The 4,142-nt window shown below is 45.8% G+C and carries 4 protein-coding genes; 3 read left to right on the top strand and 1 reads right to left on the bottom strand.

Annotated features, from left to right (window positions below; translation table 11 throughout):
- A partial coding sequence (gene ligA, locus WA010_RS11655; RefSeq protein WP_422557285.1) for an NAD-dependent DNA ligase LigA occupies positions 1 to 1,570 on the top strand: 1,570 nt, incomplete at its 5' end.
- Here ligA and WA010_RS11650 read toward each other — a convergent pair.
- Positions 1,496 to 2,689 (bottom strand): NAD(P)/FAD-dependent oxidoreductase, encoded by a 1,194-nt coding sequence (locus tag WA010_RS11650; protein ID WP_422557284.1) that lies wholly within the window; start codon positions 2,687 to 2,689, stop codon positions 1,496 to 1,498. The two genes, ligA and WA010_RS11650, sit on opposite strands and share 75 nt — an antisense overlap.
- A gap of 89 nt (positions 2,690 to 2,778) precedes the next feature.
- On the opposite strand from WA010_RS11650, the gene tlyA reads away from it, so the two are divergent.
- Complete coding sequence (gene tlyA / locus WA010_RS11645; protein ID WP_422557283.1) at positions 2,779 to 3,489, top strand: 23S rRNA (cytidine-2'-O)-methyltransferase TlyA; 711 nt, start codon at positions 2,779 to 2,781, stop codon at positions 3,487 to 3,489.
- Positions 3,470 to 4,142, top strand: a 673-nt coding sequence (locus WA010_RS11640; RefSeq protein ID WP_422557282.1) for a bifunctional riboflavin kinase/FAD synthetase, incomplete at its 3' end; no start/stop codon positions are given. The genes tlyA and WA010_RS11640, both read left to right, overlap by 20 nt.

Genomic DNA, 4,142 nt, shown 5'->3' with positions numbered 1-4,142 from the left:
GAGTATTCCTTTGACAATTGATTACAAAGAACGTATTGAAATACGGGGTGAAGTGGTGATCTTCAAAGAGGATTTTGAGAAGATTAATCTGGAGCGTTCCCGTAACGGCGAATCGCTGTTTGCCAATCCGCGTAATGCGGCGGCGGGGAGTCTTCGACAGCTTGATACCCGTATCACCGCGTCACGCCGTCTGGTTTTCATGCCTTACGGTATCGGGGCTAACACGCTAGAGATCAAAAATCTCTCCGAGCGGATGGAGTGGGTGTACGCTCTGGGATTTCGAAACCCCCACATGACCCACTTGTGCGAGAGCGCCGATCAGATCGAGATATTTTATCATGAGATGCGCGTTGAGCGGGATAATTTTGCGATGCTCCTCGATGGGATGGTGATCAAGGTAGACGCGATAGCCGTGCAGGATGAGCTGGGTTATACGGTCAAAAATCCCCGATGGGCGGCGGCGTATAAATTCCCTGCTATCGAGAAACTCACCACACTCAAAGAGGTGATCATGCAGGTGGGGCGTAGTGGTGTTGTCACCCCTGTTGCCATCGTCGAGCCAGTCGATATCGAGGGGGTTACGGTTGAGAGGTCGACGCTTCATAATTTCGATGAGATCGAGCGTAAAGATATCCGCATCGGGGATAAGGTAATAATACTCCGCAGTGGTGACGTCATCCCTAAAATCGTCAAAGTGATTACGGCGGAGCGGAGCGGAAATGAGCAAATCATCCCCCGACCGACGCAATGTCCTGTGTGCGGGAGTGAGCTTCTCGATGAGGGGGCGCTCATCAAATGTCAAAATATGGGGTGCGAAGCACGGGTGGTGAACTCGATTATCTATTTTGCCTCGAAACAGTGTCTCAACATCGACGGGCTAGGGGATAAGATCGTCGAAGCGCTTCATAGTGCGGGGATGGTGCGAGAACTCAGTGATCTTTTCAGTCTTACGATGGAACAGCTTCTATCCTTAGAGGGATTCAAAGAGAAAAAGAGCCGTAATCTGATCGAGGCTATTGCGGCGGTCAAGGGGTGCGATTGCTGGCGTTTTATCAATGCACTTGGGATCGAGCATATCGGCGAAGTGGCATCTAAAACATTGTGCGGTGCGTTTGGAACGGCGTTTGATACGGCAAGCCGCGAAGAGATTTTGGCACTGGAGGGATTCGGAGGGGAGATGGTTGAGTCAATCCTTGAATTTGTCCGTGTCAATAGTGAGAAGATCGAAAATTTACGCACTATTTTAAGTCCTGTAGCGCCTGTGAAAATCGAAGCGCACGAGAACCCATTCAAGGGTAAAAGTGTTGTCATCACGGGCTCGATGAGTGTACCGCGCGATAGTATTAAAGCGATACTTGAATCATTGGGAGCCAAAGTTGCCTCATCCGTCTCAAAAAAGACCGATTATGTTGTGTACGGCGAAGACGCGGGGAGTAAATACGATAAAGCGGTAGAATTTGGTGTCCCATTGCTCACCGAAAAAGAATTTCGTGCTCTATCTTCTCTTTCCAATACTACTACGGTGTCTGAGGGGACTGCTGTAAAAGTGAAAAATAGCCTTTTTGATTAGATATGCGAGGTAACCCTTTACCTTGATCCCTCCGGGGAGTAAACCCGCTCCGTATTCACCCCCTAGCGCGATCATTACCCCTTGGTTTTTATATCGGAACGGCTGTTTTGATTTTCCTCGCAGTGTGCGAAGAATATTTCGAGCCACATGTTCTCCCTCTCGTTCGGCGAGTTGTGCGGTAGGGGGGATAAATTTGCCATTTTCATCGAGTGCGCTGGTGATGTCACCGATGGCATAAATGTTGGGTTGGTTGGGGATGTTGAGGTTTTCATCGACGATCAAATGCCCTTTTAGATTGGTTTCGAATCCTAGGTGTTGGGTGAGAGGTGAAGCGGCGATTCCTCCTGTAAAAATCATAAATTCAAAATCCAGATGTTTTCCATTGTCTAAAACAATATCATGAGCATGTACTTCGCTAATACGATTATTGTGCCAAACATGAATGCCTAATTTAATAAGACGTTCATAAGCACTTTGAATTAAAAATGGATCCATTCCATATAAAATAGTCTCATAGGCATCGATAAGGTAGACATCGACTCCCCGACATCCAAAATTACCATTGTGATAAAATTTGTTCGCATATGCCGCCATCTCTGCGGCGATCTCTACCCCAGAGAGTCCCGCTCCTCCGATCACGATATTGAAAGGCTTAACATCGCAACCTTGGGTTTGTGTTTCGATACGGTTGAGGAGAGATCGTTCAAACTGTTGTTTGAAATCCAAGGCACTTGGAATACTTTTAACCCCGTGAGTGTGTTCACGAAGACCTTTGATAAAGTCTGGGAAATAGGTACGGCTTCCACTTGCAATAATCAAACGATCGTAGCCGATAGTTTGCGTCGGAGTGATGACTTCTGATCGATCGGAATCGATTTGTATTACTTCTTCGCAAACAAAATTCACCAAACCAAAGCTTTTGCACAAAGAAGGAAGATCAATCATGACATGAGACATGTCAACTTTATTGGCGATAAAATCGTACACTTCGGCTTGCATATAATGATAGGGATTTTTGTCAATGAGTGTGATGGCAATATGGCTGTTATGAGCGAGATGTTCCATTGTACGGATACCGCCATATCCTCCGCCGATGATTACGATATGAATAGATTGCATAAAAAAATTCCTTACCCAGAAAACATTCGCGCAATGGTATCCTAAACAAAGTTATGTCACGATAACGAATTAAAAAATAATGGAACACGATGAGACTTGATAGTTATTTAGTAGAAAGCGGTCTTGTTGAGAGCCGAAATAAAGCACAGCAATTGATTAAAGAACACGCTGTGAGTGTTGATGGGAAAATCATTGATAAAGTTTCATTTGATGTCGTTGAAACAATGGCTGTTGAGATTGCTAATACGGAGCTTTATGTGAGTCGTGCGGCGATTAAACTCAAAGGGTTTCTTCCTCATACTGAATGGAATCTGAGCACTCTTCGTGCGCTCGATATCGGTTCATCTACGGGGGGATTTACACAAATTCTCCTTGAAAACGGTATTTCGAGTGTCACCTGTGTCGATGTCGGAAGCGATCAGCTTCATCCGAGCTTGCGCAGTGATTCACGCATCAGTGTTTATGAAAATACCGATATTCGCAATTTCACCTCAGAGCAACCATTTGATATCGTGACATGTGATGTTGCTTTTATCCCGTTGGAATTGATCCTCGAATCGATTGACCGTCTCGCGTCCAAATACATCGTACTCCTTTTTAAACCGCAGTTTCAAGTGGGGCGTGAAGTGAAACGGGATAAAAACGGTGTTGTTAAAGACGACAAAGCGATTGGAAAAGCGATGATTCGCCTCGAAGATGCATGTGCATTGATGGGATGGAAATTAGTTGCCAAAGAGGTGGCTCATATTGCCGGAAAAGAGGGAAATCAGGAGACATGTTATGGTTTTGTCAAAGGTTGATGCGATCAGTATCGGCGGATTTGATGGGATGCATATCGGGCATCAGCAACTCTTTAGTGCATTGGGAGAAAACGGTGCTATTGTCGTTATTGAGACAGGATACGCCAACCTCACCCCCGGCACGGAACGTGAACACTATACGCATTATCCGATCGTTTATTACTCATTAGAGGATATTCGTCACTTGGAGGGGGAAGAGTTTGTCGCAATGTTGCGGGAACGTTTTCCACATCTGAAAAAAATTGTTGTCGGGTATGATTTTCATTTCGGGAAAAACCGTCGATATTCTCATGCTTCTTTGGGTGAATTGTTTGAGGGTGAAGTCAAAGTAGTCGATCAAGTCTGTGTCGATGGCGATTCCGTTCACTCTCACAAAATCCGCTCTAAAATCCAAATCGGCGATCTCAGCGGAGCCAACCGCTTTTTGGGACACAATTATTGTATAAAAGGGTCGGTTGTTCGAGGGCAGGGGATTGGTAAAACGGAGCTTGTTCCGACAATAAATCTCGAATGTCAGGGATATCTCCTCCCTTATGAGGGGGTATATGCCGCATTGACCCGAATCGATGGGGAGGAACACTTTCACCCCTCCGTCGTTTTTGTCGGGCATCGTGTCACAACGGATGGCAGTTATGCGGTTGAGAGCCATATTT

This window comes from Sulfuricurvum sp., from assembly GCF_049305995.1.
Classification (GTDB): domain Bacteria; phylum Campylobacterota; class Campylobacteria; order Campylobacterales; family Sulfurimonadaceae; genus Sulfuricurvum.
This window is presented reverse-complemented; position numbering and strand designations above follow the sequence as displayed.

What these genes read in the sequence shown, in the direction of transcription:
- WA010_RS11650 (WP_422557284.1), bottom strand. Translation starts at nt 2,689, where the DNA reads ATGCAATCTATTCATATCGTAATCATCGGCGGAGGATATGGCGGTATC.
- tlyA (WP_422557283.1), top strand. Translation starts at nt 2,779, where the DNA reads ATGAGACTTGATAGTTATTTAGTAGAAAGCGGTCTTGTTGAGAGCCGA.